Here is a 26,513-nt window from a genome sequence, read left to right as displayed (position 1 = left end):
GGCGCCGACGTGTCCGGATCGGTCCCGCGGGGGTCGCCGCCGAGCACACCCGCCGGGGCGGGCCGGGCCCCGAAGTCCGGGCCTCCCCGGCCCGCGGGTCAGGGGAGGGGGCGGGACAGGGCCGCGAGGTCGGCGTCCAGGAGGGGGCGCAGGAAGGCGCGCAGCCGGTCGGCGCGGTCGGCCGGGACGCCGCGGGTGGCGGGTTCGATGTACATGATCAGGTGCAGGTAGACCCGGTACAGGGCCAGGCGGCGCAGCAGGTCCGGGGTGAACTCCAGGGTCCCGCCGGCCTCGCGGTACCCGTCCAGGAACGCGGTGTCCTCCCGGATGTCCCCGAACAGGGCGAGGGAGACCAGGTCGGCGGCCGGGTCGCCGAAGAAGGCGCGTTCGGCGTCGATGATCCCGCTCAGCGCGGGCGCGTCGGGGGCCCCGTCCACGAGGATGTTGCCGTCCCACAGGTCGAAGTGCACCAGGACCGGGGTGGCCACCGCCCCCAGCAGGCCGCGGTGGCCGTCGACCGCGGCGCGGATGCGGTCCGGACCCCAGGGGAGCGCCACCCCGGTGCGGTCGGCGTCGGCCAGCAGCGCCCCGACCATCGCCGCGAACGCGTCGGGCCAGGCGGTGGCCGCCAGGGCCGGGCGGTCCGGGTAGCCGAACCCGGTGCCGGTGAGCGTGTGCAGTTCGGCCACGGCCCCGCCCAGCGCGCGGCGGACGGCGGCCAGCCCGGTCGGGGACAGCCCCGCGCGCACCTCCTCCAGCGGGACTCCCGGCAGCCGGGTCAGGAGCAGCCGGTACCGCTCCGGTTCGCCGGGCAGGGATTCCAGGCGCAGGGGGTCGGGGAGCAGCGCTCCCGGCAGGGGGCGGGCCAGGGTGTAGAAGCGCGCCTCGGTGTGCAGCAGCCGGTGCTCGTAGGACAGGCGCGGCTGCGCGGCCGGCGGCTCGGTCTTGAGCACGGTCTCGGTGCCGTCGGTGTGGGCGAGCAGGTGCACCGTGTTGTAGGTGCCGCCCGACAGCGGGGTGCTCCTGTGGACGGGCGCGGTCATGAGATGCCGTACCTGTCGGGGACGCCGTGCGGGGTCGGCTCGCCCGGGGAGGTCTCCAGGCCCAGGGCCTTCTCGATCCCCTCCAGGGCGGCGGCCAGCCGCGGGGCGTTGCGGCGGTACACCTGCGGGTGGGGCCGGCCGGCGAAGTCGGCGCGCAGCCAGACGTCGTGCCGCACCCCCACGGTGACCTCAAGGAACCAGGGTGCCAGGTACACGGTGGCCTCCGCCAGGCCGTGGGCGCGGCGCTCCTCGCCCGCGGCGTCGATCCAGGTGCCCGGCCCCGCCAGGGTGAGCGCCTGGGGTTCGGCGTCCGGGAGCCCTGCCGGGCGGCCCACCGGCACCCGTTCGGCCAGGTCGGCGGCGGTGGCCCCGGCTGCCGGGTCCAGGTCCATGAGCGAGGCGAAGCCGGAGTAGCCCTCGCCCGGGCGCAGCCAGGACACCCGCAGGGTGCGCGGGGCGCACAGGCCCTCGCCGGCCAGCACGTCGGCGGCGGTGTGCAGCCGGTCGCAGGCGTCGGCGAGGGTGAGGTCGTCGGTGTCGGAGGAGACCTCCCAGGACCAGGAGGCGATGGGCGCGGGCGCGGCGGGCAGCATCGGTGCTCTCGTGTCGGGCGGCGGCCCCGGTCCGGGGCCGCCGCGGCGGGTCACAGCCCGCTGTCGGGCTCGAAACGCACCACCACCGACTTGGAGGTGGGCGTGTTGCTGATGTCGGCGGTGGAGTCCAGGGGCACCAGGACGTTGGTCTCGGGGAAATAGGAGGCGGCGCAGCCGCGGGCGGTCGGGTAGTGGACCACCCGGAAGTGCGGCGCGCGGCGTTCGCGCCCGTCGGACCACTCGCCCACCAGGTCGGTGTAGGAGCCGTCGGCCAGACCGAGCTCGGCGGCGTCCTCGGGGTTGACCAGCACCACGCGGCGCCCGTCGGTGATGCCCCGGTAGCGGTCGTCCAGGCCGTACACCGTGGTGTTGTACTGGTCGTGCGAGCGCAGGGTCTGCAGCAGCAGGCGCCCCTGCGGCACCCGGGGCGCGTAGGTGCCGTTGACGGTGAAGTTGGCCCTGCCGGTGGCGGTGGGGAAGCGCCGGTGGTCGCGCGGCGCGTGCGGCAGGGTGAACCCGTTGCGCTGCCGGGCCCTGGCGTTGAAGTCGTCGAACCCGGGCACGACGGCGGCGATGTGGTCGCGGATCCGGTCGTAGTCGGCGAACGCGTCCCAGGCCACCGGGCTCTGGCCGAACAGGCGGGCGCCCAGGTCGCGGACGATGTCCACCTCCGAGCGCATGTCCTCCGACAGCGGCCGCAGCACGCCGTGCGAGGCGTGGACGCGGCTCATGGAGTCCTCGACGGTGACCCAGCGCTCCCGCCCGCCGTGGACGTCGCGGTCGCTGCGGGCCAGCGCGGGCAGGATGAGCGCGCGGGCGCCGGTGACCACGTGGGAGCGGTTGAGCTTGGTCGACACGTGGACGGTCAGCCCCACCCGGCGCATGGCGTCCTCGGTGACATGGGTGTCGGGGGTGGCGGCGACGAAGTTGCCGCCCATGGCGAAGAAGACGCGCACGTCGCCCCGGGCCATGGCGCGGATGGCGTTGACGGTGTCGTGGCCGTGCCCGCGGGGCGGCGAGAACCCGAACTCTGCGCCCAGGGCGTCCAGGAAGGCGTCGGAGGGCCGCTCGAAGATCCCCATGGTGCGGTCGCCCTGCACGTTGGAGTGGCCGCGCACCGGGCACACCCCGGCGCCGGGGCGGCCGACGTTGCCGCGCAGCAGCAGGAAGTTGACGACCTCGCGGATGGTGGGGACGGAGTGCTTGTGCTGGGTCAGGCCCATGGCCCAGCACACGACGGTGCGCTCCGAGGCGATGGCCATGGCGGCGATCTCCTCGATGAGCGGGCGCTCCAGGCCGGTGTCGCGTTCCACCCGGGCCCAGAAGGCGTCGGCGGGCTCGTCCAGGAGCTCCTTGGCGAACAGGTCGAAGCCGTGGGTGTGGGCGTCGATGAAGTCGTGGTCCAGGACGCGGGACCCGTCGCGGTCGGTCTCCAGCAGGACGCGGTTGACCGCGGAGAACAGGGCGAGGTCGCCGCCCAGGCGGATCTGCGCGAACACATCGGTGAGCTGGGTTCCGCGGCCCAGCAGTCCGCCGGGGTGCTGGGGGTTGCGGAACTCGCGCATCCCGGCCTCGGGCAGGGGGTTGACCGTGACGATGCGGGCGCCGTTCCTCTTGGCGCGCTCCAGGGCGGTCAGCATGCGGGGGTGGTTGGTGCCGGGGTTCTGCCCGGCGACGATGATGAGGTCCGCCCGGTACAGGTCGTCCAGGGACACGCTGCCCTTGCCCACGCCCAGGGTCTCGGTGAGGGCGGACCCGGAGGACTCGTGGCACATGTTGGAGCAGTCGGGCAGGTTGTTGGTGCCCAGTTGGCGGGCCAGCAGCTGGTAGGCGAAGGCGGCCTCGTTGCTCGTGCGCCCGGAGGTGTAGAAGACGGCCTGGTCGGGGCCGTCCATGGCGCGCAGCTCGGCGGCGACGAGTTCCAGGGCGTCGTCCCAGCCGATGGGGGTGTAGTGGTCGGCGCCCTCGGCCAGGTGGAGGGGCTGCGTGAGGCGCCCCTGCTGCCCCAGCCAGTACCCGGAGCGCTGCGCCAGAGCGCTCACGGAGTGCTCGGCGAAGAAGTCGGCGGTGAGGGGGCGGGTGGTGGCCTCCTCGGCGACGGCCTTGGCGCCGTTCTCGCAGAACTCCGCGCGGTGGCGCTTGTCGCCCTCGGGCCAGGCGCAGCCCGGGCAGTCGAAGCCGCGCTTCTGGTTGAGGGCGAGCATGGCGGGCAGTCCGCGCCGCACCCCGGCGTTCTCCCCGACCTGCCGGACGCTGTTGAGGACGGCGGGCAGTCCGGCGGCGGAGGTCTTGGGCGGGTCGATGCGCGGGGCGTCCTGCGCGGTGTCCGCGGGTACGGGGCGGTGGCGTCTCATGGCCGCATTGTCCCACCGTGCGGGGGCGCGCTTCAAAGGCGCCCCGGGGCGGATCGTGCGCTCTTGTCCCGTCGGTCAAGGGATTGACCGTCGCGGCGGTGGATTCCCGTCGTGTATTCGGTTCCGCGATATCCCTTATGTTCCGCGGGTCCGCGGGATATCCCCTTTCGGCGGCGGTTCCGGGCCACCGGGTGTGCGGGCGGCGGCGCGTGTGAGGTGGGGAGGCGATGCCTTTCCCCGGCCGCCGGCCGTGCCGCCCGCGGTTCTCGCGGCGCGCCCGCCCGTGGGCCGGGGCCGCGCGTCCGGTTTTCCCGGTCCGGCGGAGGGACATTTCGATCCGCCGTCGAAGGGGATCGGCGCGGAGTCCGGCGCGGCCATTGTCGCCCCTGCCGCCCCGGTATTTCCGCGGCCCCGTCGGTCGGCGGGGGAGTGCGCGCCCGTGCGGGCCGCCGGCCCGTTCACCGGTGGGCGGGCCCGGCCGCGTCGGCCCGGGCCCGCGGGCATCAGGACTGGTCGAACAGGGCGCTCACGGACTCGCCGTTGTGGATGCGGCGGATCGCCTCGGCCAGCGCCGGGGCGATCGACAGCGTCGTGAGCTTGGGCGTGACCTTCTCCGGGGCCATCGGCACCGTGTTGGTGCACACGATCTCGGTGACGTCGTCCATCGCGGTCAGCCGGTCCAGGGCGCCGTCGGTGAACAGGCCGTGGGTGCAGGCCACCCGGATGGAGCGGACCTTGTGCTCGCGCAGCCGCTCGATCAGCTCCACCACGGTGCTGCCCTTGGCGACCTCGTCGTCGAGGATGATCACGTCGCGGTCGGCGACGTCGCCTATGACCGAGGTGATGCTGACCTTGTCGTCGCTGAAGCGCTGCTTGGCCCCGGCGGCCACCGGGGTGTCCAGGCGGCGGGCGAACGCCGAGGCGGCCTTGGCGTTGCCGAAGTCGGGGGAGACGACCACGGTGTTGGACAGGTCGTCGCCGCGGAAGTGCGAGGCGAGCTCGCCCAGGGCGTGCAGGTGGTCGACGGGGACGCTGAAGAACCCGTGGACCTGGGGCGAGTGCATCGTCATGGTGAGCACGCGGTCGGCCCCCGCCGTGGCGAGCAGGTCCGCGACCAGGCGGGCACCGATGGAGATGCGCGGCGCGTCCTTCTTGTCGGAGCGGGCGTAGGCGAAGTGCGGCATGACCACGGTGGTGCGGGCGGCGGAGGCCCCGCGGGCGGCGTCGAGCATCAGCAGCAGCTCCACCAGGTTCTCCTGGACCGGGGGCACGAGCGGCTGGATGATGAACACGTCGCGTTCGCGGCAGTTGTCCTGGAGCTGGACCTCCAGGCAGTCGTTGGCGAACCGCGAGACGCGGGTGGGGGAGAGCGGCTTGCCGAGGTCGGCGCAGATCTCCTGGGCGATCTCCGGGTGGGCGCTGCCGGAGAAGATGACGATGTCGCGCACGGATGTCCCTGTTCGTGGGTGGGATGGGCCGCCACGAGGTTACTACCCGGGTTTTCGCAGGCCGCGGCGCGGGAGGCCGGTGCACGCCCCGGCACCGGGCACGGGCCCCGGCGCCCCCGCGGCGCGCGCCCGCCGCGGGGCCGGGCCTCAGCCGTCCGCGCCCGGAGCGCCGTTCGGCCCCGCGGCCGAGGCGGGCGGTTCGGGCAGGGGGGAGGTGCGCGGCGGGGCGCAGGAGCTGCGCTCCACCAGTTCGGCGCCGACCCGGTACACCCGGCCCGGGCCCCGCCCGGGGGCCGGGGACTCGCGCATCTGCCGCAGCAGCAGGTCGAAGCACAGGCGCCCGAGCTCGTCGGCGCCGTTGTCCACCACCGTGACCGGGGGCTGCCAGCTGCGCAGCCAGCTGATGTCCTCGTAGCAGATCAGCGACAGGTCGCGGGGCAGGCGGATGCCCCGGCTGACGAGGGTGGGCAGGACCCCGAAGACGGCCTCGTGGTTGGCGGCGAACAGGGCCGTCACGTCCGGCCGGCGCTCCAGGAGCGCGCGGGTGCCCTCGGCGCCGAAGGCGGGCGTGAAGGGGCCCCGCTCGACCAGGGAGGGGTCCACGTCCAGGCCGTGCTCGCGCAGCGCCTGCTCGTAGCCCGCGAAACGCTCGCGGCCGGAGTTGGCCGAGGGCAGGCCGCCCACGAAGCCGATCCTGGTGTGGCCCAACTCCAGCAGGCGGCGGGTGGCGGCGTGGGCGCCCTCGCGGTCGGAGGCCAGCACGGAGGGGGCCCGGCCGTCCTCGGTCCCGCGGATCACGTTGACCGCGCCGGTCCCGGAGGCCATCAGCTCGTCGACCAGGTCGGAGTTGCGGCCGGTGCCGATGACGACGACGCCGTCCACGTTGTGCTCGGAGAGCATGCGCAGGACGGAGCGCTCCTTGGCGGGGTCGGCGTCGGTGATGCACAGCAGCACCTGGTAGCCCTCGGCGGAGGCGCGGCGCTGCACCACGTCGGCGATGGTGTGGAACGAGGCGTTGATGAGGTTGTTCATCACCAGTCCGATCAGGTGCGACTGGCGCGAGCGCAGCGCGCTGGCGGTGCGGTTGGGCCGGTATCCCAGGCCGCGCGCCGCGTTCTCGACCGCGGCGCGCGTCTCCTCGGAGATCAGCCCGGATCCGCTCAGCGCCCGGGACGCGGTGCTCCGGGAGACCCCCGCGGCCGTGGCTACGTCCTTGAGTGTGACCGCCATCTTCTCCCTTGTCGTGCACGGTACTGGGATCGGTTGCATACATCTTAACCCAGAGTCTCGTCAAGGCAACCCCTGAGTCATGCGACCGCGACGTTACAGCAGGTGAAGTTCATGTTTCCCCCTTGACTTTGTCCTGGTGTGGTGTGAACCATAATGCAACCGATCCCACACGGATGACCTGGGGCGCTTCGGATTCCCGAGACGGAAGAGGCATGCATGGACCGCACCGATGTGAACTGGCGGGGCTACTGGCCCGCGGCGCCCACGCCCTTCGACGCCGGCGGCGCCTTCGACGGGGCGGCCTTCGAGGCCCTGCTCGGGCTCTACGCCGACCAGGGCGTCCACGGGGTCCTGGTCAACGGCAGCACCGGGGAGTGGTTCAGCCAGAGCAGGGCCGAGCGCGAGCGCGTCGCCGAGACCGCCGTCGCCGCCGTCGCCGGACGCCACCCCGTCGTCGTCGGCGTCACCGCCTACACCCCCGGCGAGGCCGCCGACCTGGCCCGGCACGCCGCCGCGGCCGGCGCCGACGGCGTGCTCGCCACCCCGCCGCCCTACGTCCACCCCGGCGCCGACGAGATCCTCGCCTTCTACACCGCCGTCGCCTCCGCCACCGACCTGCCGTTCATGGTCTACAACTGGCCCCGCGGCGTGGCCGTGGACATGGCCGCCGACCAGGACCTGGTCCGGCGCCTGTGCGACCTGCCCACCGTCGTGGCCTTCAAGGACAGCACCGGGGACTGGCTGCGCATGCTCGCCACGGTGGAGTCCGTCGGCGACCGGGTCCGCGTCTTCGGCAGCTTCCTGCACCGCCGCGGCCTGGCGGTCCTGGGCGGCCTGGGCGGCGACGGCAACATCGACGGCGGCGGCCTGGGGGCCCCTTTCGCCGTCCCCGCCTACGAGGCCGTCCACGCCGGGGACACCGTCGCGGCCGCCCCGTGGATCGACCGCTACACCGCCCTGTCCTCGGCGCTCGTCGCCCCCGACTACAGCGGTCGGATCGCCTCGCCGATCTCCCAGCTCAAGGCCGCCATGGCCCTGCTCGGCCAACCCGGCGGCACCGTCCGCCCGCCCCTGCTGCCGGTCACCGACCCCGCCCGCCTGGAACGCCTGCGCGCCGCCCTGGACGCGGCCGGGCTGGAGCCCGCCGGGGGTGCGCGGTGACGCCCCGCTCCGCCGCCCGGGTGGAGGTGACCGTGGACGGGCGCCCCGTCCTGGTGCGCCCCGGGACCAGTGTGGCGGCCGCGCTGCTGGAGCAGGGCCGCTGGGACTTCCGCGTCGACCCGGTCTCGGGACGGGACCGCGGCCCCTACTGCGGCATGGGCGTGTGCCTGGAGTGCGAGGTCACGGTGGACGCCCGCCCCCACGTCCGGGCCTGCCTGGAGCGGGTGCGCGAGGGCATGCGCATCGACACCGCGGCCTCGGGGGAGGACACATGAGCGCCGACACCGCCGCGCCCGCGGCGCTGACCGCCGACGCCGCCGTGGTCGGGGCGGGCCCCGCCGGGCTCGCGGCCGCGCTGGAACTGGCCCGCGCCGGACTCGACGTCCTGCTCCTGGACGAGCAGGCCGAACCCGGCGGGCAGTACTACCGCCGCCCCGGCCCCGAGGTCCTGGACGCGGTGGGCGACCACCGGCCCGAGGGCGGGCGCCTGGTCGCCCGGGTGCGCGCCGCCGGCGTGCGCGTCCTGTCCGGGCACACGGTCTGGGGGGTGGACGACGACCGCCGCACCCTGCTGGCCGCCTCCCCCGGGGGCGCGGCCGTCCGCGTCCGGGCGCGGTGGGTGGTCGCCGCCACCGGAGCCTACGAGCGCTCCGTACCCTTCCCCGGCTGGCAGCTCCCCGGCGTCGTCACACCGGGCCTGGCCCAGCACATGTCCGCCGAGGGCGTCCGCCTGGGCCGCCGCGCCGTGGTCGCCGGCTCGGGACCCTTCCTCCTGCCGGTGGCCTGCGCGCTCCTGGAACGCGGGGTACGGGTCGTGGCCGTCGCCGAGGCGGGGCGCCCCTACACCCCGGGCCCGGCCTCCCTGGGCGCACTGCGCTTCCCCGCCCGCCTGGCGGAGCTGGCCTCCTACGCCGCCCGCCTGGCGCGGCACGGGGTGCGCGTCCACCAGGACACCGTCGTGGCGCGGGCCCACGGCGCGGACCGCGTGGAGGCGGTCACCCTGACCCGCTTCTCCGACCCCGAACGGGTCGTGGCCCGCCACGGCGTGGACCTGCTCTGCGTCGGCTACGGGTTCCGCCCGCAGGCCGACCTGCCCCGGCTCCTGGGCTGCGCCGTGGACCGGGACCCGGCCACCGGGGACACCGTGCCCCGGCTCACCCCGACCGGGCGCAGCTCCGTCCCCCACGTGTACGTGGTCGGCGAGGCCGCGGGCGCGGCGGGGGCGCCCACCGCGCTGGCCCGCGGCCGGGCGGCCGCACTGGACATCCTCGCCTCCTCCGGCCGCGCCCCCGACCGGGGCGAGCGCCGCCGGCTGGCCGTGCACCTGGCGTCGCTGGCCGGGTTCACCCGCCTGACGGCCGCCCTGTACCCGGCGCCCGCCGAGCTCGTCCCCGCGCTGGCCCGCCGGCTGCCCGGGCCCACGCTGGTGTGCCGCTGCGAGTGCGTCACCGCCGACGCCGTGCGCGCGGCGGCCGCCGCCGAGGGCGGCTCCGACGTCCCCGCCGTCAAGGGCGGCACCCGCGCCGGGATGGGCCTGTGCCAGGCGCGCGAGTGCGGCCCCGCCCTGGAGGCGCTGCGCGCCGGCGGCCCGGGCACCGGGACGGTCCCCGCCCGGGTGCCCCTGCGCCCGCTGCCGCTCGCCGCCGTGCTGGAACTGGCCGACACCCCCGGGGAGGACGTGTGAACGCCTACGACGCGGTGATCGTCGGCGCCGGCGTGCTCGGTGCCGCCACCGCCCTGGAACTGGCCGAGGCGGGCCTGTCCGTCCTCGTGCTCGAACGCGGCGCCCCCAACCGCGAGGGGTCGGGCACCACCGCCGGGAACCTGCACATCCAGGCGGTGCACACCCGCCGCCCCGGGCAGGCGGTCCCCCTGGACAGCGAGGCCCTGCTCCCCGCGCAGAAGGCCGCCGACGGGCTGTGGGCCCTGGCCGAGGAGCGGCTCGACGCGGACCTGGAGGTGCGCAGGAACGGCGGGTTCATGGTCGCCGAGACCGCCGAACAGCGCCGGGAGCTGCGCACCAAGCACGTGTGGGAGCGCCGCGCCGGGCTGCGGACCGAGCTCCTGGACGGCGACGCCGCCCGCGACGCCCTGCCGCTGCTGGGGCCCACGGTCACCGCCGCCACGTGGTGCCCGCACGACGGCTACGCCAACCCGCTCAAGGCCGCCCCCGCCTACCTGGCCGCGGCCCGCCGCCTGGGCGCCCGTGTGGAGGCCTTCACCCCCGTCACGGGCCTGGAGCGGCGCGGACCGGCCTGGCGGGTGCGCACCCCGCGCGGCCGCCACGACACACCGGTGGTGGTCAACACCGCCGGCCCCTGGATCAGTGACGTCAGCGCCCTGGCGGGGGTGGACATGAGGATGTCGCCCGTCGCCATCCAGATGCACGTCACGGTCCGGGAGCGGCCCGTGCTGCACCACCTGGTGCAGCACATCGGCGAGGGCATGTCCGTCAAGCAGGTCACCGCCGGGAACCTGCTGCTGGGCGGCGGCTGGCCCGCCCGCCGCATGGACCTGGACGGGCGCAGCTCCGCCGGTGTCGCCGGGCTCACGGGCAACGTCGCCCAGGCCGTCCGCATCCTGCCCTTCCTGGCCCGCCTGCGGCTGCTGCGCATGTGGGCCGGGCCCCTGGCCGCCACCCCCGACGAGATGCCGGTGATCGGGCCGGTGCCCGGCCGGGAGGGCCTGTACGTCGCGGGCGGCACCTACGCCTTCACCTTCGCCCCCCTGTGGGGGGAGACCCTGGCCCGCATGATCCGGGGCGAGCGCCCGCGGATCGACGTCTCCGCCTTCGCCCCCGACCGGCTGACGGCCCCAGCCGGGGACGCCGACCCCGCCGCCCCCGCACACACCGAGAAGGGAACCGCACCGTGCTGAACCACAACCGCGCCCGACCCGCCGCAGGGCAGGAGGGCTCCGACGCCTCCCTGTGGCTGACCGACGCCCATGTGGTCGACGTCCTCACCGGCTCGGTGGCGCGCGACCGCACCGTCGAGATCCGCGACGGCCGTATCGCCCGGATCGGGGACGACGCCCCGCCGCCCGGCGCCGCCGTCCTGAGCCTGGGCGGACGCCACCTGATGCCCGGCCTGATCTCGGTGCACACCCACCTGTCGGTCCTGTACCCCTTCGACGCCGCCGACTACGGCGAGAACCCGGCCACCACCGTCCTGCGGGCCGCGGCCCGGGCCCGCGACGCGCTCCGCGCCGGGGTCACCACCGTGCGCACCCTGGGCGAGCAGAACCGCGCCGACCTGCTGCTGCGGGACGCCGCAGCCAAGGGCTGGGCCCCCGCCCCGCGCATCATGGGAGGCGGGAAGGCGGTCTCCACCACCGGCGGCCACGGCAAGGGCGGGCTGAGCGTCTTCGCCGACGGCCACGACGAGTTCCTCAAGGCGGCCCGCACCGAGCTGGACGCCGGCGCCGACCACATCAAGATCTTCATCACCGGCGGCATCGCGCACCTGGGGGAGACCTTCAACGGCTCCCAGACCTCCGAGGAGGAGATGCGCGCCGCCGTCCGCGCCGCCCGGGAGCACGGCACCTACGTCGTCGCCCACGCGGGCGGCTCCGAGGCCATCCGGGAGGCCATGGCCTGCGGGGTCCGCGGCTTCGAGCACGGCTACGACCTCGACGAGGCCACCGTGGCGGAGATGGCCCGGCGCCGCGTCTTCCTCACCCCCACGCTCACCGTGACCCGGTGCCCGGACTGGATGCGCGCCCACGACTTCTCCGAGTGGCAGATCGAGCTGGCCATGCGGGTCGGCCCACAGCACCTGGAGAGCATCCGCCGCGCGGCGGCGGTGCGCCGCACCGACCCCCTGGACCCCGAGGCGCCCGGGATCACCATCGTGACCGGCACCGACTACCCGCCGGGCGAGCCCATGGACGGCACGGTCACCCAGGTGCGGGAGATGGAGTTCCTCACCCTGGCCGGGCTCTCCCCGCTGGAGTCCCTCCAGGCCGCGACCGTCAACGCCGCCCGCCTGGTCGGGCTGGAGGACGGGATCGGCCGGGTCGCCCCGGGGTACGCCGCGGACCTCATCGCGGTGGGCGCCGACCCCACCTCCGACATCACCGCGCTCCACGACATCCCCCTGGTCCTCCAGGCGGGCGGCGTGGTCCGCAACGACCTTCCGAAGACCTTCCCAGGAGGCCGCAAGTGACGGACACCAACGAGCGACCGCTGCGTCTGGCGGTGGACATCGGCGGCACCTTCGTCGACGCCCTCGCCTACGACGAGACCACCGGCCGGGTGAGCCTGCACAAGGCCTCCACCACGCCCGCCGCCCCCGCCGCCGGGGTGATGGAGGCGGTCCGCGGCCTGGCCGAGGACCTGGCGCCGGTGGCCGCCTTCGTGCACGGCACGACCCTGGGGCTCAACGCCATCCTCCAGCGGCGCGGCGCCGACGTCGGCATCATCACCAACGAGGGCTTCCGCGACCTGTTCGAGGTCGCCCGCGCCGCCATCCCCGCCGACCACATGTACGACTTCTCCTACGCCCCGCCCCCGGTGCTGGTGCCCCGGCGCCACCGCCTGGGGGTCCCCGGCCGGATGGACGCCCAGGGCGGGGTGGTGCGGGACCTGGACGAGGACGCGGTGCGCGAGGCGGGCCGGGTCCTGGTGGAGGAGCACGGGCTGGGCTCCATCGCCGTGTGCTTCCTGCACTCCTACGCCAACCCCGAGCACGAGCAGCGCGCGGGCGCCGTCCTGCGGGAGGCCTTCCCGCACGTGTCGGTGTCGCTGTCGACGGACATCACCCGCGAGTACCGCGAGTACGAGCGCACCAGCACCGCCGTCATGGACGCCTACATCCGCCCGGTCCTGAACGACTACATCAGCGCGCTGGAGGCGGGGCTGCGCGACAAGGGGCTGGCCGACCCGCTGCACATCATGCGCTCGGGAGGCGGCGCGATGACCTCCGGCCTGGCCAGGTCCGCGCCGCTGACCACGGTCCTGTCGGGGCCGGCCGGAGGCGTGGTGGGGGCGGGGCACCTCGCCTCGGTGCTGGGCATCGACCGCCTGCTCTCCTTCGACGTCGGCGGCACCAGCATCGACTCGTGCGTGATCGTGGACGGCGAGCCCAGCGAGGTCCACGAGGCCGACATCGACGGCTTCCCGCTGCTCATCCCGATCTTCGACCTGCGCACCATCGGAGCCGGGGGAGGCTCCATCGCCTGGGTCGACGACGGCCTGCTGCGCGTGGGCCCGCACAGCGCGGGGGCCGTGCCCGGCCCGGTCGCCTACGGGCAGGGCGGGACGGAGCCCACGGTCACCGACGCCGCCCTCACCCTGGGCTACCTGGACGCCGCGGAGTTCCTGGGCGGCCGGATGGGCGTGGACGCCGACGCGGCGGCCGAGGCCGTCCGGCACAGGATCGCCGAACCCCTGGGCGTGGACACCGCAGAGGCGGCGGCCAGCGTCTTCCGCGTGATGATGGCCCGCTCGGTGGGCGCGCTGCGCGAGATCACGGTGGAGCGCGGCCTGGACCCGCGGGAGTTCACCCTGCTGGCCTTCGGAGGCGCCGGCCCGATGCTGGGCCCCATGCTCGCCCGCGAGATGGGCATCGCCACGACGGTCGTGCCGCGCGTCCCGGCGGCGTTCTCCGCCTTCGGCATGCTGATGTCCGACCTGGAATACGAGTTCTCCGGCACGGTCCTGCGCCCCCTGGACGAGGACCGCCTCGCCGGCCTGGCACCCGTGTTCGGGGAGCTGGAGGACCAGGCCCGCGCGGTCCTGGCCGAGCAGGGCATCCGCGAGGAGCAGGGCCGCCTGGTCCGCCGGGTGGACGTGCGCTACCGCGGCCAGGAGCACACGCTGGGCATCGACCTGGAGCCCGGCGACACCGCCGCGGCGGTCCGGGACCGGTTCCACGCCCTGCACCGCTCCCGCTACGGCCACGCCATGGACGAGCCCTGCGAGGTCATGACCGTGCGCGTGCGCGCCGTGGGCCGCCTGCCCAAGCCGGCCCTGGCCCCGCAGGAGCCCGCCCGGGGACCCGCCGTCGCCTGCGGCTCCCGCAAGGCCTTCGACCTGGCGACCGGCGCGGTGGCGGAGTTCGCCGTCCACCGGCGCGAGGACCTGGCGCCCGGCCACCGGGTGGCGGGGCCGGCCATCGTCGAGGAGGGCACCGCCACCACCGTCCTGTTCGGGGACCAGGTCCTGACCCTGGACGCCTACGGACACCTGCTGGTCACCGCGGCCGGCACGGACAGCGACACCGACCGGGAGGAGCAGGAGTGAGCGCCAACGCGGCACCGTTGGACGGTGCCACCGTCGAGGTCATCCGCAACTACGTCCACTCCGTCGCCGAGCAGATGCGCCGCACCCTGGTGCGGTCGGCGTTCAACCCCGTTATCTACGACGTGCTCGACTTCGGGATCTCCATCTACGACTCCACGTGCCGGCTCATGGCCGAGGCCGCGGGCATCACCCACTTCCTGGGCGCCAACGACCACGCGCTCCTGAAGCTGGTGGAGTACGTGGGGGAGGGGGCGATGCGCCCCGGCGACGTCTACCTCATGAACTACCCGTACTGGAGCGGCGCCCACTCCTACGACGCCATGCTCTGCGCCCCCGTCTTCCGGGACGGCCACGAGGGGCCCGCCGCCTACCTGGCGGTGCGGGCGCACTGGATGGACCTGGGCGCGAAGGAGGCCGGGTACGTCCTGGACTCCACCGACATGCACCAGGAGGGGCTGATCTTCCCCGGCACCCGGATCGTCGCCGACGGCGAGGTGGTCCGCGACATCCTGGAGCTGATCCGGTTCAACTCCCGCCTCCCCGAGGCCACCATCGGCGACTTCCACGCCCAGCTCGCCGCGCTGCGCACCGGTGAGGAGCGGCTGCGCCAGGTATGGGAGAAGTTCGGCGGCGACACCGTGGAGCAGGCCGTCCACCAGGTCATCGAGCACGGGGAGCGGGTCGCCCGACGCGCGGTGGCCGCCCTGCCCGACGGCACGTGGAGCGCGGTGGACTACGTCGACGACGACTACGTCACCGACGACCCCATCCGCATCGCGGTGGAGGTCACCATCGCCGGCGACGAGATGACCGTCGACTTCAACGGGTCCTCCGGCGCCGTGGCGGGCCCGGTCAACCTGCCCATCGGCTCCACCCTGGGCCTGGCCAAGGCCGCCTTCAAGGGGCTGACCACGCGCGACGAGGCGACCAACGCCGGGCACTTCCGCCCGCTCAAGGTCGTGGCCGACCCCGGCACGTTCTTCCACGCGGTCTACCCCGCGGCGACCTTCACCCAGTGGAGCGCCATCGTGGCGTTCGAGCTGATCTACAAGGCGCTGGCGGGGGTCATCGACAGCCTCCCCGCCTCCAGCGGCGGGGACGAGCCCGGGTTCATGGCCCTGGGCAACGACCCCCGGACCGGACGCGACTACGTGGTCAGCAACAACGAGGGCATCGGCTGGGGCGCGGCCCGCGACCACGACGGGGGCACCGCCCAGCAGCACCCCTCCCAGACCACGGTGCGCAACACCCCCGTCGAGGTGCTGGAGCACAAGGCCGCGCTCTTCCACGAGAAGGTCGAGCTGATCCCCGACTCCGGCGGCCCGGGCCGCCACCGGGGCGGCCTGGGCGTGGAGCGGGTGGTGCGCTACACGGCGCCCGGCGAGGTCCTGTCCATGAAGAAGAAGAGCAAGACCCGGCCCTGGGCCATGCACGGGGGCCACGAGCCCGAGCCCAGCCACATGGACCTGTGGCCCGGCACGGACCGGGAGAAGCGGGTGGGCATGTACCGGGCGCCCATGGCCGCCGGGGACCGGTTCGCCAACCGGACCGCCGGGGGCGGCGGCTACGGCGACCCCCTGGAGCGCGACCCCGAGGCGGTGGTCGCCGACGTCCTGGACGGCTACGTCACCGCCCGCGCCGCCCGTGAGCACTACGGGGTGGAGGTCGCCGCCGACGGTACCTGGAGCCCCACCCCGGAGAGGACGGCGCACACCGGTGCGGACCCCGGGGCCTGAGCGCCCCGGGCCGGACCGCAGCACGAGTCGTCCGCGCGGGCGCACCGCGCCCGCGCGGACGAACCCCCGGCGGGACACGGACGCGAAGTCCCGTTCCCGCTGTACCGAGGCCGCAGCGCACGCCCCGCGCACGGCCCGTGGCGCCCCCGGGCGCCGTCGGGGCAGGCGGTCCCGCACCAGGACCTCCACAGGACGAAGGGCAGGCAATCCCCAGTGAGACACTTCCACGGTCGGCCGAGCCGACACCACACACCGCGTCCGGGCGGACCCGCCGGGCGCCGCGCCGCCGCTGGCGCGACCCTCCTTGCGGCCTCCCTGCTGATCACCGCCTGCGGCGGCGGGCAGGGGGGAGCGGGCGCGGACCTGCGGGCCGCCTCGCTGGTCATCGCCGAGAACGAGCCCCCGGCCACGTTCGACCCGGTCCAGGCCGACAACTCCACCGTCAACGAGGTGGTCCGCCCGGCCTACGACACCCTGGTCCGGTTCGAGGGCACCGAGCTCGTCCCCTCGGTGGCCTCGGAGTGGACGGTGTCGGAGGACGGCACCACCATCGAACTGACCCTGCGCGACGACGTGGTCTTCCACGACGGGTCCGCGCTCACCGCCGCCGACGTCGTCTACACCCTGGACCGCGTCCAGCGCCTCCAGATCGGCGTGGCCTCGTTCCTGTCCGCCTACGAGTCGGCCGAGGCCGACGGCGACACCGGGGTGACCATCACCCTGTCCGAGCCCTCCGCCCCGTTCCTGTCCGCGCTGAGCCGGGTGTACCTGCTCAACGCCGACCTGGTGGAGGAGAACGCGGGCGGCGACGACGGCCAGCAGTGGCTGTCGGCCAACGACGCCGGGTCGGGCCCCTACCGCCTGACCGGGTACACACCCAACCAGGAGGCCTCCTTCGAGCTGTTCGGAGACTACTGGGGCGGGGTCGACGGGCAGGCCCGCAACGTCGTGTTCCGCTACCTCGCCGAGGCCTCCACCCAGGCCACCGCCCTGCGCCAGGGCGAGATCGACATCGCCATGGACATCTCCCCCCAGGACTGGGAGGCCCTGGAGGCCGAGGGGTTCACCGTCGACCGCGCCGACACCAACGTGCAGCTCTACGCCCTGTTCGACATGACCGGCAAGGGCGAGACCGAGCAGCGGGCGCTGCGCGAGGCCGTCTCCTACGCCTACGACTACGACCAGCACGTGGAGAGCATCCTCAAGGGCGCCGGGGAGCCCGCCCGCGGGGTCCTGGCCGCCGGGATGCCCTGCCACGACCCCGACGTGGCCCGGCCCTCCTTCGACCCCGACAGGGCGCGGGAGATCCTCGCCGACGAGGGGCTGGAGGGCACCTCCCTGACCATGACCTACCTGGAGGCCACGGCCGAGATGGAGCAGGCCGCGACCCTGCTCCAGTCCAACCTCGCCGACGTCGGCGTCGACCTGACGCTCCAGGCCATCACCTACCCGCAGTACATCGAGATGACCTCCGCCCCGGAGGACGTCCCGGACCTGGGGATGATCTACTCCTTCCCGGCCTTCCCCGACGCCTCCGCCGTGCTGTACCAGGGCTTCCACTCCTCCAACGCCGGCGGCGGGCTGAACTTCGGCGGCTACTCCGATGAGGACGTCGACGCCCTCGTCGAGCGCGGCCAGACCGCGACCGATCCCGACGAGCGGTGCGAGGCCTACAACGAGGCGCAGGACATCATCGCCGACGACCACGCGGCCATGGTCCTGTCCAACCCGCAGTACGTCACCGTGATCGGCGAGGGGGTCTCGGGCTACGCCTACGACCCCGCCCACCACCAGACCGTGGACGTGTACCGCATCAGCAAGGGCTGAGGCCCGCCCCGGGCGGCGCCGGAAGGCGCGGCGCCGCCCGCACCCCCGCAGAACCACCACCCGGAAGGGGAGGCACGGTGCTCTCGTTCATCGCCCGGAGGCTGGGCATGATGATCCTGGTCCTGGCCGGCCTCATCACCGTCACGTTCCTCATGACCCAGGTCCTGCCCGGGGACCCGGCGCGTGCCGCGGCCGGCCGCAACGCCACCGCGGAACAGGTCGAGGCCGCCCGCGAACGGCTGGGCTTGGACCGGCCGGTCCCCGAACAGTACGTCTCCTACATCGGCCGCGTTGCCCAGGGGGACCTGGGCACCTCGGTCTTCACCCAGCGGCCCGTCCTCGACGACATCGGCCGGGTGCTGCCCTCGTCGGTGGAGCTGGTGGGCGCCGCGATGCTCGTCAACATCGCCGTCGCGCTCCCCCTGGGGGTGGTCTCCGCCTACCGGCGGGGCCGGGCGGCCGACCTGGCCGCGCGCCTGGTCGCCCTGCTCGGGGCCGCCGTCCCGGTCTTCTGGCTGGGCCTGATACTCCAGGCGTTCCTGTCCGCCCGCTGGGGGCTGTTCCCCCTCACCGGGCACCTGGGCTTCGGTGCGAGCGTCCCCGCCGTGACGGGGATGACCACGGTCGACGCCCTGCTGGCCGGGGACCTCGCCGCCTTCGCCGACGCGCTGAGCCACCTGGCGCTGCCCGCGGTGACACTGGCCGCGTCCTACGTCGCGGTGGTCACCCGGACACTGCGCTCGACCATGATCGGCGCCCTGGACGCCGACTACATCACCCTGGCCCGCGCCACCGGGGCCTCCGAGTGGCGGGTGGTCGTCTCCCACGGCCTGCGCAACGCCCTGGTGCCCACCAGCACCATCCTGGGCATGCAGCTGGGCTGGATGCTGGGGTCCACCGTCCTGGTGGAGTCCATCTTCGGCCGCGTGGGCGTGGGGGCCTACTCCGTCACCGCCGTCCTACAGAACGACCTGTACGCCGTCATCGGCGCCGTCCTGGTGATCGGGGTCGTCTTCATCCTCGCGAACTTCGCCGTCGACCTGCTCCAGCTGTGGCTCAACCCGCGCCTGCGGCGGGGCGGGCGGCGCGGTCGCGCGGTCGCGGACGAGTCCGCCGCCCAGGCCTTCGACACCGCCGGGGAGCGCACATGACCACCACCACACCCGCTCCCGCCCGGTCCGCGGGACCGCGCGCCCTCCTGGCCCGCCTCGGCGGAGACCGGCGCGGGCACACCACCGCCATCGACCGGATCGCCCTGGGCACGGCCGGGCTCATGGTCCTCCTGGCCCTGGTAGGCCCCTACCTGGCCCCGATGGACCCCTACGCCGTGAACCTGCCCGACGCCCTGGTCCCGCCGGGCGCCGAGTACTGGCTGGGCACCGACGCCAACGGCCGGGACATCCTCAGCCGCATCCTGGCCGGCGGGCGCACCACCCTGCTGGCCACCGTCGCCGTCATCGCCGCGGCCACCCTGATCGGCACCGTGATCGGCACGGCCGCCGCGCTGGGCGGCCGGATCGTCGACGAGGTCCTCATGCGGATCTGCGACATCGGCCTCTCCCTGCCCGCGATCGTCGTGGCCCTGGGCCTGGCCGCCGCCATGGGGCCGAGCCTGCAGTCGGCCGTGATCGCCCTGGCGGCCACCTGGTGGCCGGGCTACGCCCGGCTGGTGCGGACCCTGGTCCGCGAGGTGCGCGACGCCGAGTTCGTGGAGTCCGCGCGGGTCCTGGGCGTGTCCCGCACCCGCCTGGTCCTGCGCCACGTGCTCCCCAACTCCCTGAGCGCCCTGTACGTCCAGACCACCCTGGACGTGTCGGCCGTGATGCTCGTGATCTCCGGCCTGTCCTTCGTCGGCGTGGGCGCCCAGGTGCCCGCCTCCGAGTGGGGCGCGATGATCGCGGCCTCGCGCGACACCGCCGTCACCGCGTGGTGGACGGTGCTCTTCCCCGGACTGGCCATCGCCATCACCGCGGTCGCCTTCAACCTGGTCGGTGACTGGCTCCGCGTGCGCACCGACCCCACCCTGAGAACGGGAGGGCGCCGATGAGCGCGCACCCCACGGAAGGTAGCCCGCTGCTGGACATCCGCGGGCTGACCGTGTCCTACCCGGGCCCGGAGGGGCCGGTACAGGTCGTGTGCGGCGTGGACCTCGCGGTCGCCGCGGGCGAGAGGGTCGCCCTGGTGGGAGAGTCCGGGTCCGGCAAGTCCGTGACCGCCCGCTCGGTCCTGCGCCTGGACCCCGAGGCCCGCACCGGCGGACGCATCCTGCTGGAGGGGGACGACGTCCTGGAGATGGCGCCGCGGGAGGTGCGCCGCGTGCGCGGCGCCCGCGCCGGCCTCGTCTTCCAGGACCCGCTGGCCTCGCTCAACCCCGTCAAGACCGTGGGCTGGCAGATCACCCAGCCGCTGCGGATCCGGGGCGTGGGGCGGCGGGAGGCGCGGCGCCGCGCCGTGGACCTGCTGGGCCGGCTCGGGGTGGCCGACCCCGGCCGGCGCTTCGACGACTACCCGCACCAGTTCTCCGGGGGCATGCGCCAGCGCGTGGTCATCGCCATCGCGGTGATCGCCGAACCGCGGCTGCTCATCGCGGACGAGCCCACCACCGCGCTGGACGTGCGCGTCCAGGCCCAGGTCCTGGAACTCCTGGAGGGGCTGGCCCGGGAGCGGGGCATGGCGGTCCTGCTCATCACGCACGACCTGGGCATCGTCGCCGGGTTCGCCCAGCGGGTCGCCGTCATGCGCCACGGGCTCATCGTGGAGGAGGCGGACGTGGACCGGCTCTACACCGCCCCGTCCCACCCCTACACCCGGTCCCTGCTCGACGCCGTCCCCCGCATCGGCGACCGGCCCGGCCGCCGGCTGGGCGCCGGAGCCCCCGTCCCCGCCGCCTCCGAGGGAGAAGCACTGTGAACACCGCAGGGGAGGCCCCCCTCCTGGAGGCCCGCAACCTGGTCAAGACCTTCCCCGGGAACGCCGGGACCCGCGCGGTCGACGACGTGTCCTTCACCGTGGGCCGGGGGGAGGCGCTGGGGCTCGTCGGCGAGTCGGGGTCGGGCAAGTCCACCACCGCGCGCTGCGTCGCCGGGCTCGTGCGCCCCGACTCCGGCCGGGTCCTGGTGGCGGGCCGGGACGTCACCGGGGCCCGGGGCCGGGAGCTGCGCGCCATCCGGCGGCGGGTCCAGATGGTGTTCCAGGACCCCTACTCCTCGCTCAACCCGCGGATGACCGTGGCCGAGCTCGTGGGCGAGGGCATGTACGTCCACGGCATCGAGCCCGACCGGGCGCGCCGCCGGGACCGCACCGTCCAGATCCTGGAGACGGTGGGCATGGGGTCCGAGCACCTGGACCGCTACCCGCGCTCCTTCTCCGGCGGCCAGCGCCAGCGCATCGCCATCGCCCGTGCCCTGGCGGTCGGACCGGACCTGCTCATCTGCGACGAGCCCGTGGCCTCGCTCGACGTCTCCGTGCAGGCCCAGGTCCTGGACCTGTTCTGCGACCTGCGGGAGAAGCTCGGGCTGGCGCTGCTCTTCATCGCCCACGACCTGGCGGTCGTCCACCACCTCTGCGGGCGGGTCGCCGTCATGAACTCCGGGCGGGTGGTCGAACTGGGCGACCGCGAGCAGGTCTACACCGCGCCCACCCACCCCTACACCCGCTCGCTGCTCGACGCCGTCCCCGTCCCCGACCCCGCGGCGGAGCGCGCCCGCGCGGCCGCCCGCCGCCCCGTCCCCGCACACCGAGACCCCGAGGAGAACCGGTGACCACCGTCCGCATGTTCGTCAACGGCCAGGCCATGTCCGGCGGAGAGATCAGCCACGCCCTGGAGGGGGCGCGGTTCCTGGGCCCGGCGCTGACCGCGCCGCGCTACCGCTTCTACTCCGTGCGCGACGAGTTCCCGGGCCTGCACCCGGTCGGGGAGGACGGGCGCGCCGTCCCCGGGGAGCTGTACGAGGTGGAGTACGCGCAGCTGCGCGAGCGCCTGCTGCCCGAGGAGCCCGAGGAGCTGGAGCTGGGGGTGGTGGAGATGGCCGACGGGTCGGGGGCGCTGGCCATGCGCATGCGCGCCGCCTCCCTGGGCCTGCCCGGGGTGAGCGACATCAGCGACCGGGGCGGCTGGCGCGCCCACCTGGCCGCCGGGGAGGAGCTGTGAGCGCCGCCGACCTCGTCGTCCGCGGGGGCACCGTCGTCAACGCCGGCTGGCAGGGCGCGGCCGACGTGTTCGTCTCCGCGGGCCGGGTGACGGCGCTGGCCGAGCCCGGCGCCCCCGCCCCGGACGGGTCCCGCCCCGAGGAGGTCGACGCGACCGGCCTGCTCGTGCTGCCGGGCGGCGTCGACCCCCACTGCCACGTCGGCTTCACCTCGGGCGAGTTCACCTCCCTGGACGACTACCGGGGGTGCACCACCGCCGCGGTCTTCGGGGGCACCACCACCATCGTGGACTTCGCGATCCCCCGGCCGGGGCAGGACCCCCTGGAGGCCGTGCTGGAGCGGCGCGGGGCCGCCGCGCAGGGGTTGTGCGACAGCGCCCTGCACGGGTGCGTGGTGACCTGGGACGACACCACCGAGGAGCAGCTGCGCGCCATGGCGGGGCTGGGGGTGAGCACCGTCAAGATGTTCACCACCTACCGCGGTGAGACCATGGCCGACGAGTACACGGTGCTGCGGACCATGAAGGCGGTGAGCGCCACCGGCGGCATGGTGGTGATCCACTGCGAGGCCGACCACATCATCGAGGAGGCCCAGGAGCGGAGCGGGGCCCGCGGCCGCACGGGGGCCGAGCACATGGGCGACACCCGGCCCGGGCTCGCCGAGACGGCCTCGGTCGCCGAGGTGCTGGCGATCGCCGAGTCCGTGGACGCGCCCGTGTACTTCGTCCACCAGTCCTCGCCCGAGGCCGTCGAACTGGTCGCGGCGGCCCGGCGGCGCGGACGGCGCGCCTACAGCGAGGCGGTCGCCCACCACCTGGTGCTGGACGAGTCCGCCTACGCGGGCGAGCACCCCGAGCGGTTCGTGTGCTGCCCTCCGCTGCGCCCGCGTGCCACCGTCGAGGGACTGGGCCGGCACCTGTTCACCGGCGAGATCAGCACGGTGGGCAGCGACCACTGCTGCTACGACACCGCGCAGAAGGAGCGCTACCGCCACGACGTGCGCGCCATGCCCAACGGGCTGCCCGGGGTCGAGACCCGCCTGGCGGTGCTGTACTCGGAGTACGTGGCGGCGCGGGGGCTGCCCGCCACCCGGTTCGTGGAGCTGGTGGCGGCCGCCCCGGCGCGCCTCAACGGCCTGTACCCGCGCAAGGGGGTGCTGGCTCCGGGGGCGGACGCCGACATCGTGCTGTGGGACCCGGCCGCCCGGTGGACGGTGCGCACCGGGGACCTGCACATGGCCACCGACTACACCCCTTATGAGGGCCGCGAGCTGACGGGCCGGGCCCGCACGGTGGTCGTGGGCGGACGGGTGGTGGTCCGCGACGGGGAGCTGGCCGACCCCCGGCCCCTGGGGAGGAACCTCCCCTCGGGGCCGGTGGGGACGCTGCACTGAGGGAGGGCGCCGCGGTGGGCCGGGACCGGTCCACCGCGGCGCCGTACCCGGCCGGTCGGGAGGCCGCCGGGGACGCGGGCGTTAGAAGGGATAACGGGTCGCTGTTACCGCCGATACCCTGGAGTGCATGGGAGACAGGCAGGACACACGGCGGCGCGTGATCGACGCCGCCGCGGACATCCTCACCCGCCAGGGGCGCGAGGCCGTCACGACGCGCTCGGTGAGCGCCGCCGCCGGGGTGCAGCCGCCCACCCTCTACCGGCTGTTCGGGGACATGGCCGGGCTGTTCGACGCCGTGGCCGCCGACGGGTTCGACCGCTACCTGGCCGGGAAGCAGGCCCAGGTCGCCACCGGGGACCCGGTCCAGGACCTGCGGGCGGGCTGGGACCTGCACGTCCGCTTCGGGCTGGACAACCCCGCCCACTACGTGCTGATGTACGCTCCCGGCGCCTCCGGCGGCGGAGGAGGGGAGGCGGCGGCCCGGGCGCAGGAGATCCTGCGGGGGCTGGTCGGCCGGGTCGCCGAGGCCGGGCGGCTGGCGGTCGACGCCGAGACCGCGGCGGAGATGATCCACACCGCCGGGAGGGGTGTGGTGCTGCGCCTCATCGAGCGGGGCGCGGACGACCCGCGCCTGTCGGAGGCGGTGCGCGAGGCCGTGCTGGCCGCCGTGGTCACCGGCCCCGCGCGGACGGAGGGCGCCGGTGACACCGGGGTGTCCGCCCACGCCAACGCGTTGCGGGTGCTGCTGTCCCGGGGCGGGGCCGGCGGGCTGCTGACCCCGGGCGAGGCGGCCCTGGTGGACGAGCTGCTGGTCCGGCTGGCGTCCCACCGGCCCCCGCCCGCCTGATCCGCGGCGGCGGTCCCGGGCCGCACGGACCGACCGAGGAATCGCGGGGCGGGGCATGCCCCGACGGCGGTGGCCCCGGGCGGGGCGCCCACCGCACGCACCGGTCGCGACACGTGCCGACGGTGGTGCCGGTCGCGGCACACACCGCCCACAGCGCACACCGCCCACAGCGCACACCACCCACGGCGCGCACTGCCCACGGCACACACCGCCCACAGCACACACCGCCCACGGCGCGCGTCGGCTCCGGCAGGTTCAGACCGGGCCGGTGAGCAGGCGGACGCGGTCGCCGCCCGCGGCGGCGTCCACGCGGTGCGCGCTGCCGGGGTCGGTGTCGACCTCGGTGACCACCTCGCCCTCGCCGGAGGAGGCGTCCACGGCGTAGGCGGCCTCGGGCAGCGTGATGTCGGCGTCGCCGTCGCCGGTGCGCACCGTCACGGCGTCGGGGACGGCGGTGAGCTCCAGGTCGACGTCGCCGTCGGCGGTGACGGCCTCCACCTCGTCCGAGGCGAGCCCCCGGCCGATGAGGTCGCCGCCGTCGCTGGCCATGGTGAGGGGACCGATGGTGTCGGAGACCGAGACGCGGCCGTCGCCGCTGGTCGCGGTCAGGGGTCGGACGAAGCCGAAGGCCGTGATGTCGCCGCTGCCGCTCACCACGGTGAGGGTGGTGCCCTCCGGGACGATCACCTCGTACTCGGCCTCGCAGTCGGTGAAGGCCCCGCAGCGCACGCGCAGCCGGAGGGTGTCGCCGGTGAGGCCCCAGTCGGCCTCGGGGGAGCCCAGCAGGGAGCCGGAGGAGATCCAGCGGGTCACCTCGACCTCGTCGACGTCGCCGGGGGAGACGCGCAGGTCGCCGTTGTCGGCGTCGATGGTGAGCAGGTCGGAGGAGGGGGCGAAGCCCGCCTGCTCCGGTTCGGGGGCCCGGTCCGGGGCGCAGGCCGTGGCGGCCAGGAGTATCAGGATGCCTACCGCGGTCGCCGCGGCGGGGCGGCGCAGGGCCGCGCGGACCCTCCGGGCGCGGCGGGACGGGACGCGGGCGTTGCTCATGCCGCGACGTTAGTGCGCCCGCCGGCAGCGGACCCCCACGTGCGGGCACGTGTCGGGTCAAGCGCGGACCCGGCCGGAACGCCGGGGGCCCCGGGGCGGACGCCCCGGGGCCCCCGCGCGCTCGCGGAGGACGTCACTCCCGGCCGAGCGCCTCGTGGATGAGGGGGACGATGCCCTCCAGGGCGTAGGAGACGCCCAGGGTGGAGCCGCTGGAGAAGGCGTTGGCCAGCTCCGGGTCGTCCAGGATGATGAGGCGTTCGTCCTGCGCGGAGCCGATGCCCTGCAGGACCGGGTCCTCCTTCAGCGTCTCGGCGACGTCGCCGATCGGGAAGACGATGGTCAGGTCGGCGTCCAGGACCTCCACCAGCTCCGGGCTGAGGTCGACGTAGAACGCGCCGTCGGCCATGTCGGTGATCTCGGACTTGTACTCGAAGCCCAGGTCCTGGAGCACGTCGACGCGGCTGTCGCCGGGCACGTAGGCGCCGTACTGGCCGTCGAAGTAGGCGCCCACGGCGATGGTGACGTCGGCGAAGTCCGGGTTCTCCTCGCGCAGGGCCTCGAACTCCCCCTCCAGTTCGGAGACCAGCTCCTCGCCGCGCTCCTCCTCGTTCAGGGCCAGCGCGACCTGGCGGGTCTGCTCCTGCCAGGTGGTGCCGTAGGTGACCTCCACGCCGGGCGGCGGGCCGATCACCGGGGCGACCGGGGAGAGCAGGTCGTAGCGCTCCCGGCTGTTGTCGGAGCGGGTGTCGAGGATGACGTCGGGCTCCAGGGCCGCGATCTCCTCCAGGTTCGGCTCCAGGGTGGCCAGCTGGGCGGGCTCGGAGTCGAACAGGTCGGCGGCCCAGGGGCCGACGCCGGGGGAGCCGTAGGCCTGCCAGTCGGCGACGCCGACCGGCTGCACGCCCAGGGCGAGCGCGGTCTCGGCGTCGGACCAGCCCATGGCCACCACGTTCTCGGGGCGGTCCTCGACGGTGACGTCCCCGAAGAGGGTCGGGACGGTGACGGGGTAGCCCTCGGCGGCCCCGCCGGAGGGGGAGTCGGGCTCCTCGGCCGCCCCGCCGCCGCAGGCGGCGAGCATCAGGACGGAGAGCGCGCCGGCGGCGATCGCGCCGCCGCGGGTCAGCGGGCCACGGTTCATGGAGCCTCATCATTCTCGGGAAGGTCACGGTCAGCTTAGGCTTGCCTAAGGTGAATCATAGTGATGGACTCCGGGGTGGGTGCAAACCGGGATGAACGGCGCGCCGCGGGGTCGGCGATGCGGTGAGCCCCGCCCGCGGGCGGTTCCGGCACGGCCGGTGCCCCGCGCGCCGGCGCGCGTGTGACGTGGGTCATGGTCGACGGGGGCCGCTGCGGGCCGGACCCACGGGGCCCTCCCGTGCCCCGCGGGGGCGCGTTCGCGGCGGTGTCCGGGCCTGGCTAGCCTGTTCGCGGCACGACGACAG

At 74.9% G+C, this 26,513-nt stretch carries 22 protein-coding genes; 15 read left to right on the top strand and 7 right to left on the bottom strand.

Annotated features, from left to right (window positions below):
• Nucleotides 1–98: 98 nt before the first annotated feature.
• The 5 genes from K1J57_RS29205 to K1J57_RS29185 form a co-directional block, all read right to left on the bottom strand.
• Nucleotides 99–1,043 carry a phosphotransferase family protein gene (locus tag K1J57_RS29205; protein WP_220561914.1) on the bottom strand — a complete coding sequence of 315 codons (945 nt, stop codon included), beginning with the start codon at nucleotides 1,041–1,043 and terminating at the stop codon, nucleotides 99–101.
• The gene (locus tag K1J57_RS29200) at nucleotides 1,040–1,636 is read right to left on the bottom strand and encodes a hypothetical protein (protein ID WP_220561913.1); all 597 of its coding nucleotides are present in this window, start codon (nucleotides 1,634–1,636) and stop codon (nucleotides 1,040–1,042) included. Before K1J57_RS29200 ends, K1J57_RS29205 begins: the two co-directional genes overlap by 4 nt.
• Nucleotides 1,637–1,686: 50 nt before the next feature.
• Entirely contained in the window at nucleotides 1,687–3,990 is a 2,304-nt protein-coding gene (locus K1J57_RS29195; protein WP_220561912.1) for an FdhF/YdeP family oxidoreductase, read from the bottom strand.
• Between the two features lie 503 nt (nucleotides 3,991–4,493).
• Entirely contained in the window at nucleotides 4,494–5,438 is a 945-nt protein-coding gene (locus K1J57_RS29190; protein ID WP_220561911.1) for a ribose-phosphate pyrophosphokinase, read from the bottom strand.
• A 147-nt stretch (nucleotides 5,439–5,585) separates the two neighbouring features.
• The gene (locus K1J57_RS29185) at nucleotides 5,586–6,668 is read right to left on the bottom strand and encodes a LacI family DNA-binding transcriptional regulator (RefSeq protein WP_220561910.1); all 1,083 of its coding nucleotides are present in this window, start codon (nucleotides 6,666–6,668) and stop codon (nucleotides 5,586–5,588) included.
• A gap of 216 nt (nucleotides 6,669–6,884) precedes the next feature.
• Between K1J57_RS29185 and K1J57_RS29180 the strand changes: the two genes are divergently transcribed.
• From K1J57_RS29180 to K1J57_RS29110, 15 genes are all read left to right on the top strand, one after another.
• Nucleotides 6,885–7,829, top strand: a complete 945-nt coding sequence (locus K1J57_RS29180; RefSeq protein ID WP_220561909.1) for a dihydrodipicolinate synthase family protein — start codon at nucleotides 6,885–6,887, stop codon at nucleotides 7,827–7,829.
• On the top strand, nucleotides 7,826–8,104 hold the full coding sequence (locus K1J57_RS29175) for a (2Fe-2S)-binding protein (RefSeq protein WP_220561908.1): 279 nt from the start codon (nucleotides 7,826–7,828) through the stop codon (nucleotides 8,102–8,104). The genes K1J57_RS29180 and K1J57_RS29175 overlap by 4 nt, the downstream gene beginning before the upstream one ends.
• Nucleotides 8,101–9,513: an FAD/NAD(P)-binding oxidoreductase gene (locus tag K1J57_RS29170; protein ID WP_220561907.1), complete on the top strand. Its 1,413-nt coding sequence runs from the start codon at nucleotides 8,101–8,103 to the stop codon at nucleotides 9,511–9,513. Before K1J57_RS29175 ends, K1J57_RS29170 begins: the two co-directional genes overlap by 4 nt.
• Nucleotides 9,510–10,706: an FAD-binding oxidoreductase gene (locus K1J57_RS29165; protein ID WP_220561906.1), complete on the top strand. Its 1,197-nt coding sequence runs from the start codon at nucleotides 9,510–9,512 to the stop codon at nucleotides 10,704–10,706. Before K1J57_RS29170 ends, K1J57_RS29165 begins: the two co-directional genes overlap by 4 nt.
• On the top strand, nucleotides 10,700–11,995 hold the full coding sequence (locus tag K1J57_RS29160; protein ID WP_220561905.1) for an amidohydrolase family protein: 1,296 nt from the start codon (nucleotides 10,700–10,702) through the stop codon (nucleotides 11,993–11,995). The genes K1J57_RS29165 and K1J57_RS29160 overlap by 7 nt, the downstream gene beginning before the upstream one ends.
• A complete protein-coding gene (locus K1J57_RS29155) occupies nucleotides 11,992–14,073 on the top strand; it encodes a hydantoinase/oxoprolinase family protein (RefSeq protein WP_220561904.1) in 2,082 nt (693 codons plus the stop codon). Before K1J57_RS29160 ends, K1J57_RS29155 begins: the two co-directional genes overlap by 4 nt.
• The gene (locus tag K1J57_RS29150; protein WP_220561903.1) at nucleotides 14,070–15,809 is read left to right on the top strand and encodes a hydantoinase B/oxoprolinase family protein; all 1,740 of its coding nucleotides are present in this window, start codon (nucleotides 14,070–14,072) and stop codon (nucleotides 15,807–15,809) included. The genes K1J57_RS29155 and K1J57_RS29150 overlap by 4 nt, the downstream gene beginning before the upstream one ends.
• A 213-nt stretch (nucleotides 15,810–16,022) precedes the next feature.
• The gene (locus K1J57_RS29145; RefSeq protein WP_220561902.1) at nucleotides 16,023–17,636 is read left to right on the top strand and encodes an ABC transporter substrate-binding protein; all 1,614 of its coding nucleotides are present in this window, start codon (nucleotides 16,023–16,025) and stop codon (nucleotides 17,634–17,636) included.
• 77 nt (nucleotides 17,637–17,713) lie between these two features.
• The gene (locus tag K1J57_RS29140; RefSeq protein ID WP_220561901.1) at nucleotides 17,714–18,787 is read left to right on the top strand and encodes an ABC transporter permease; all 1,074 of its coding nucleotides are present in this window, start codon (nucleotides 17,714–17,716) and stop codon (nucleotides 18,785–18,787) included.
• Nucleotides 18,784–19,683 (top strand): ABC transporter permease, encoded by a 900-nt coding sequence (locus K1J57_RS29135; protein ID WP_220561900.1) that lies wholly within the window; start codon nucleotides 18,784–18,786, stop codon nucleotides 19,681–19,683. Before K1J57_RS29140 ends, K1J57_RS29135 begins: the two co-directional genes overlap by 4 nt.
• Nucleotides 19,680–20,546, top strand: coding sequence for an ABC transporter ATP-binding protein (locus tag K1J57_RS29130; RefSeq protein ID WP_220561899.1), 867 nt, complete (start codon nucleotides 19,680–19,682; stop codon nucleotides 20,544–20,546). Before K1J57_RS29135 ends, K1J57_RS29130 begins: the two co-directional genes overlap by 4 nt.
• Nucleotides 20,543–21,397: an ABC transporter ATP-binding protein gene (locus K1J57_RS29125; RefSeq protein ID WP_220561898.1), complete on the top strand. Its 855-nt coding sequence runs from the start codon at nucleotides 20,543–20,545 to the stop codon at nucleotides 21,395–21,397. Before K1J57_RS29130 ends, K1J57_RS29125 begins: the two co-directional genes overlap by 4 nt.
• Complete coding sequence (locus tag K1J57_RS29120; RefSeq protein ID WP_220561897.1) at nucleotides 21,394–21,786, top strand: gamma-glutamylcyclotransferase; 393 nt, start codon at nucleotides 21,394–21,396, stop codon at nucleotides 21,784–21,786. Before K1J57_RS29125 ends, K1J57_RS29120 begins: the two co-directional genes overlap by 4 nt.
• Nucleotides 21,783–23,177: an amidohydrolase family protein gene (locus tag K1J57_RS29115; RefSeq protein WP_220561896.1), complete on the top strand. Its 1,395-nt coding sequence runs from the start codon at nucleotides 21,783–21,785 to the stop codon at nucleotides 23,175–23,177. Before K1J57_RS29120 ends, K1J57_RS29115 begins: the two co-directional genes overlap by 4 nt.
• A gap of 127 nt (nucleotides 23,178–23,304) precedes the next feature.
• Nucleotides 23,305–24,024, top strand: coding sequence for a TetR/AcrR family transcriptional regulator (locus tag K1J57_RS29110; protein ID WP_220561895.1), 720 nt, complete (start codon nucleotides 23,305–23,307; stop codon nucleotides 24,022–24,024).
• Nucleotides 24,025–24,279: 255 nt separating this feature from the next.
• On the opposite strand, the gene K1J57_RS29105 is transcribed toward K1J57_RS29110, so the two are convergent.
• Nucleotides 24,280–25,071, bottom strand: a complete 792-nt coding sequence (locus K1J57_RS29105; protein WP_220561894.1) for a DUF4097 family beta strand repeat-containing protein — start codon at nucleotides 25,069–25,071, stop codon at nucleotides 24,280–24,282.
• A gap of 133 nt (nucleotides 25,072–25,204) precedes the next feature.
• Nucleotides 25,205–26,209, bottom strand: coding sequence for an iron-siderophore ABC transporter substrate-binding protein (locus K1J57_RS29100; RefSeq protein ID WP_220561893.1), 1,005 nt, complete (start codon nucleotides 26,207–26,209; stop codon nucleotides 25,205–25,207).
• Between the last annotated feature and the right edge of the window lie 304 nt (nucleotides 26,210–26,513).

It is taken from the genome of Nocardiopsis sp. MT53 (assembly GCF_019598965.1).
Lineage (GTDB): Bacteria > Actinomycetota > Actinomycetes > Streptosporangiales > Streptosporangiaceae > Nocardiopsis > Nocardiopsis changdeensis.
Note: the sequence above shows the minus strand (reverse complement) of the source record. Positions and strands in the feature narration are given on the sequence as shown.